A 5,111-nucleotide genomic window follows, 5' to 3' on the forward strand; every position below is an offset into this window, starting at 1 on the left:
GGGCTTCACCGGCGGCGAACCGCCCGCGGACCGGCTCAACTTCTGGAACCCGTTCACCGGCGGCGACGGCGAACGCATGGTCGCCATGCAGAAGTCGTACGAGAAGGCCCACCCCGAGAGCACCCTGCGGGCCACCACCTTCGTCTGGGGCAACCCGTACTACACCAAGCTCAGCCTCGCCACCATCGGCAAGCGCCCCCCGCACGTCGCCATCGCGCACCTGTCGAAGCTGCCGGTGCTCGCCCAGGCCGGGCTGCTGAGCGAACTGCCCGCCGACGCGCTCGCCAAGCAGGGCATGACGCCGGAGAAGTTCGACGCCAAGCCCTGGCGCAAGTCCCACGTCGACGACCGGCTCTACGGCGTCCCGATCGACACCCACCCCTTCGCGCTGTACTTCCGCACCGACATCGCCGAGAAGGCGGGCCTCCTCGACGGCGGCGAACTGGCCGACGTCGACGGCCCGGACAAGTTCGCCGACGCGCTGCGCGCGGCGAAGGAGGTCACCGGCGTCTGGGGCGGCTCGGTCGCCTCGATCAAGGACACGGCCACCCAGTTCCGCATGTTCCTGTCCTTCTACGCCCAGCTCGGCGGCCGGCCGCTGGTCGCCGACGGCGGCGCCACCGTGCAGGTCGACCTCGACGCGGCGGAGGAGGCGCTCGCGTACATCCAGCGCCTCGGCAAGGAGAAGCTCATCCCCACCGGCGCCAACGGGCAGGCCGCCATCACCCTGCTCACCAACGGCGAGGCCGGGTTCCTGATGGACGGCGTCTGGCAGATCGTCGCCGTGCTGGACTCGGGGGTGAAGTTCGACATGCGGCCGCTGCCGCGGGTCTTCGACGACGCCCCGTACGCCTGCTTCGCCGACAGCCACGCGCTGGTGCTGCCCCGGCCGCCGAAGGAGGACGACGACCGCCTCGACCTGTCGCTGGAGTTCACCGCCTCGCTGCTGGACTCCAGCAAGCTGTGGGCCGAGGGCGGGCACATCCCCGCGTGGCTGCCGACCCAGCGCTCGGCCGCGTACCGGGAGCTGACGCCCCAGTCGCACTACACCGCCGCCGCCGAGGGCGCCGTGTACGACCCCGTCGCCTGGTACGGCGGCGCGGGCAGCAACCTGCAGAACCGGGTGGGCGACGCGGTCAGCGCCGCACTCGCCGGCCGGGCGACCCCGCGCGCCGCCGCGGACCGGGTCCACTCGGTGCTCCGCAAGCTCGCGGACGTCGAATCCCCGATCTGAACCCCGCCGCCCCCACCCCCTCGAACGAAAGGCACCCCCGTGGCGAGTACAGCCGGCACCGGCGCCCTCACCCCCGACCGGTCAGGGGCCGGCAGCGTCCGTGGCAAGCTCGCGGGCCCGGCCCTGATCGCGCCGTTCGCGCTCTTTTACATCGTTTTCCTGGTCGGCCCCCTGATCTACACCTTCGTGGCGGGCTTCTTCAACGGCAGCCTGCTGCGCGAGGGCTTCGGCAGCTGGGTCGGCTTCTCCAACTACGCGGACGTGCTGAACGACTCCGAGTTCTGGCGCACGCTGAAGCACACCCTGTGGTTCACCGTGCTCACCACCATCCCGCTGGTGCTGCTGGCGCTGGTGCTGGCGATCCTCGCCGACCGGTTCGTACGCGGCCGGTGGTTCATCCGCTTCGCCTTCTTCGCGCCGTACGTCATCCCGTCCGCGTCGGTCTCGCTGATCTTCATGTGGGGCGTGCTTGCCGACCAGACGGGCCTGGCGCAGGACTGGCTGAAGGCCCTCGGCGTCAGCTCGCCGCCGTCCTGGCTCGGCGATCCGAACTGGGCGATGTGGTCGCTGGCCGGCGTCACCGTCTGGTGGACCATCGGCTTCAACTTCGTGCTCTACCTCGCGGGGCTCCAGGAGATCCCCCGGGACGTCCACGAGGCCGCCGCCATGGACGGCGCCGGACCCTGGCAGCGCATCCGGCACGTGATCATCCCCATGCTGGGCCGGACGACGACGCTCGTCACCGTGCTGCAGATCGTCGCCTCCCTGAAGGTCTTCGACCAGATCTACATGATGACCGCGGGCGGCCCCGACGGCTCCACCCGCCCGACGCTCCAGTACATCGTCGACACCGGCTTCACCGACGGCCGCACCGGCTACGCCTCGGTCGTCTCCCTCTTCCTCTTCCTCGTCATCCTGCTGATCTCCCTGGTCTGGTTCTTCCTCGTCCGCCGGGCAGAGAAGGAGAGCTGAGCCATGGCCCGCACCACGCAAAGCCCCGCCGCCGCCACCGCCGCCGCGGACCTCCCCGCGGACGCCGCCCCCGCGCGCCGGCGCGGCTACGACGCCGAGAGGCTCTTCAACCGCGTCGCGCTCGGCGTCCTCGTCGCCTTCGCGCTGCTGTGGCTGGTGCCGCTGCTGTTCGCGACGGCGATATCCATCCGGCCCGCCGACGAGATAGCCGTCGACCCGGCGTCCTGGTTCACCTCGAACCCCACCTTCGCGGCGTACGAGGACCTCTTCGACAAGGGCAAGCTGCCCTACTGGTACGCCAACAGCTTCATCGTCTCGCTGCTGACCACCGTGCTCACCGTCGTCACCGCCTCGCTCGCCGCCTTCGGCCTGTCCCAGGTGCGCTTCCGCTTCCGCCGCGGGGCGTTCCTGCTGCTGCTCGCCGGGATCATGATCCCGATGCAGGTGCTGATGATCCCGCAGTTCCTCGCGCTCCAGGAGGTGGGCCTGCTCAACACCTACTGGGGCGTGGTGCTGCCGCAGGTGCCGAACGTCGTCGCCGTCTTCGTCTTCAAGCAGTTCTTCGACGGCATCCCCAGAGAGCTGATCGAGGCCGCGCGCGCCGACGGCGCCGGCTGGCTGCGCACGTACTGGCAGATCGTGATGCCCGTGTCCCGGCCCGCCGTCTCCGCCGTGACGATCTTCGTCTTCGTGCAGGTGTGGAACAACTTCCTGTGGCCGCTGCTGGTGGTCACCGACCCGGAGATGATGACGCTGCCGGTCGGGCTCAACTCCGTACAGGACGCCTTCGGCATCCCGTACGCGCAGCTCATGGCCTCCGCCGTGCTGGGCGCCATCCCGCTGCTCGCCGTCTTCGCGCTCTTCCAGCGCCGCATCGTCGAGGGCATCGCCGGTACGGGCCTGAAGTAGGCGCCCGCACGCCCCCGAGAACCACCGCCAGCACCCCCCGAGGAAAGGCACCGCATGCCGCACACCGCCAGGTTCACCGTCGACCCCGAGTTCGTCATCGGCGAGGTGGACCCGCGCCTGTACGGAACGTTCGTCGAGCACATGGGCCGCTGCGTCTACACCGGGATCTACGAGCCCGGCCACCCCACCGCCGACGCCGCCGGCTTCCGCGGCGACGTCGCGGCGCTGGTCCGGGAGCTGGGCACCGGCCTCGTCCGCTACCCCGGCGGCAACTTCGTCTCCGGCTACCACTGGGAGGACGGCGTCGGCCCCGTCGCCGAGCGGCCCCGCCGGCTCGACCTCGCCTGGCGGTCGGTGGAGACCAACGAGGTCGGCACGAACGAGTTCCTGACCTGGGCGAAGGGCCTGGGTCTGGAGCCGATGATGGCCGTCAACCTCGGCACCCGCGGCATCGACGCCGCCCGCGCGCTCGTCGAGTACTGCAACCACCCCGGCGGCACCGCCTGGTCCGACCTGCGGATCAGGCACGGCGTCCGCGAGCCGCACGGCGTGCGGCTGTGGTGCCTGGGCAACGAGATGGACGGCCCGTGGCAGACCGGCCACAAGTCGGCGCGCGAGTACGGCCGGCTGGCGGCCGAGGCCGGCAAGGCCATGCACCAGGTCGACCCGTCGATCGAGCTGGTCGCCTGCGGCAGCTCCCACGCGCAGATGCCGACGTTCGGCACCTGGGAGCGCGAGGTGCTGGAGGAGACCTACGACGAGGTCGACTACCTCTCGCTGCACGCCTACTACGAGGAACTGGACGGCGACCGGGCGAGCTTCCTCGCCTCCGGCGCGCACATGGACCAGTACATCTCCGACGTGGTCTCCACCGCGGACCACGTGCGTGCCGTACGGCGGGCGGACAAGCGGATCCGGCTCTCCTTCGACGAGTGGAACGTCTGGTACGCGGCCCGCTTCCCCGGCGAGCGGAATCTGGCCACCGCCGAGACGCCGCGGCTCATCGAGGACACGTACTCCGTCACCGACGCGGCCGTCGTGGGCTCCCTGCTCATCACCCTGCTCCGGCACGCCGACCGGGTCGCCGTGGCGTGCCTGGCGCAGCTCGTCAACGTCATCGCGCCGATCCGCAGCGAGCCCGGCGGGCCGGCCTGGCGGCAGACCGTCTTCCACCCGTTCGCGCAGGCCGCGCGGTTCGCGCGCGGCACGGTGCTGCGCACCGAGCCGGACCGGACGGGCTCGCGCGTCGAGACGCCGCGCCACGGCGACGTCCCCGCGCTCGACCACGTGGTGACGTACGACGAGGAGAGCGGCGACCTGACGATCCTGGCGGTCAACCGGGCCCAGGACGAGCCGCTGCGGCTGTCGGTCGCGCTGCGCGGGTTCGGGGCGGACGGATACACGGTCCTCGAACATCTTGTCCTCGCCGACGATGACCACGACGCGGCCAACACCGAGGCGGATCCGGGGCGGGTGCTGCCGAAGTCCGTGGCCACCGCCCGGATCAGCGCAGACGGTGAGCTTGAGGCCGAACTGCCGTGCGTATCCTGGAACGTGCTCCGGCTGCGGAAGCGGGGTGTGTGACCCCGGGCCGCAGGCAATCGAAACTGGCGTAAAACTCCGTACATCCCTCGGCCCCTCTCGGGAGTCGTACGTCGTGACCCGCACCGAGGTCGTCGACCTGGTGTGAAGCTCGCTACACCTAAGGCCCTTTTTGCATGAACCATGGGCGTTCTTCGCAAATCTGGCCTAAAGTTCCGGGAGCGAAAGGTGCGCGTCGACCAGGGGAGGATCGCGTGCGCCTCATCAGTCGCGATGTGCCAGGGGGGAACATGCGGCGTATCGGAGTAGCCGATACCGGGATCATGACGGCGGAGCCGAGACGCGGGACCCGCGTCCGCTCCGCCGCGGCAAAGCCGGCGTGGTACCTGCCGGCGGCCCTCGTCACCGACGCGGCGGGGATCGCCATCCCCGTCGTGCTCGTCTTCGTCACCAC

Annotated in this window: 4 protein-coding genes; all 4 read left to right on the forward strand. The window is 70.6% G+C overall.

Annotated elements, in window-relative coordinates:
* Positions 1-1,234, forward strand: a 1,234-nt coding sequence (locus tag H5J30_RS16890) for an extracellular solute-binding protein (protein ID WP_181788258.1), incomplete at its 5' end; no start/stop codon positions are given.
* Between the two features lie 39 nt (positions 1,235-1,273).
* The gene (locus H5J30_RS16895; protein WP_181788259.1) at positions 1,274-2,206 is read left to right on the forward strand and encodes a carbohydrate ABC transporter permease; all 933 of its coding nucleotides are present in this window, start codon (positions 1,274-1,276) and stop codon (positions 2,204-2,206) included.
* Between the two features lie 3 nt (positions 2,207-2,209).
* Positions 2,210-3,115, forward strand: coding sequence for a carbohydrate ABC transporter permease (locus tag H5J30_RS16900; protein WP_181788260.1), 906 nt, complete (start codon positions 2,210-2,212; stop codon positions 3,113-3,115).
* Positions 3,116-3,169: 54 nt separating this feature from the next.
* Entirely contained in the window at positions 3,170-4,699 is a 1,530-nt protein-coding gene (arfA, locus tag H5J30_RS16905; protein WP_181788261.1) for an arabinosylfuranosidase ArfA, read from the forward strand.
* The last annotated feature ends 412 nt before the right edge of the window (positions 4,700-5,111 follow it).

This window comes from Streptomyces phytophilus, from assembly GCF_013870535.1.
Lineage (GTDB): Bacteria > Actinomycetota > Actinomycetes > Streptomycetales > Streptomycetaceae > Streptomyces > Streptomyces phytophilus.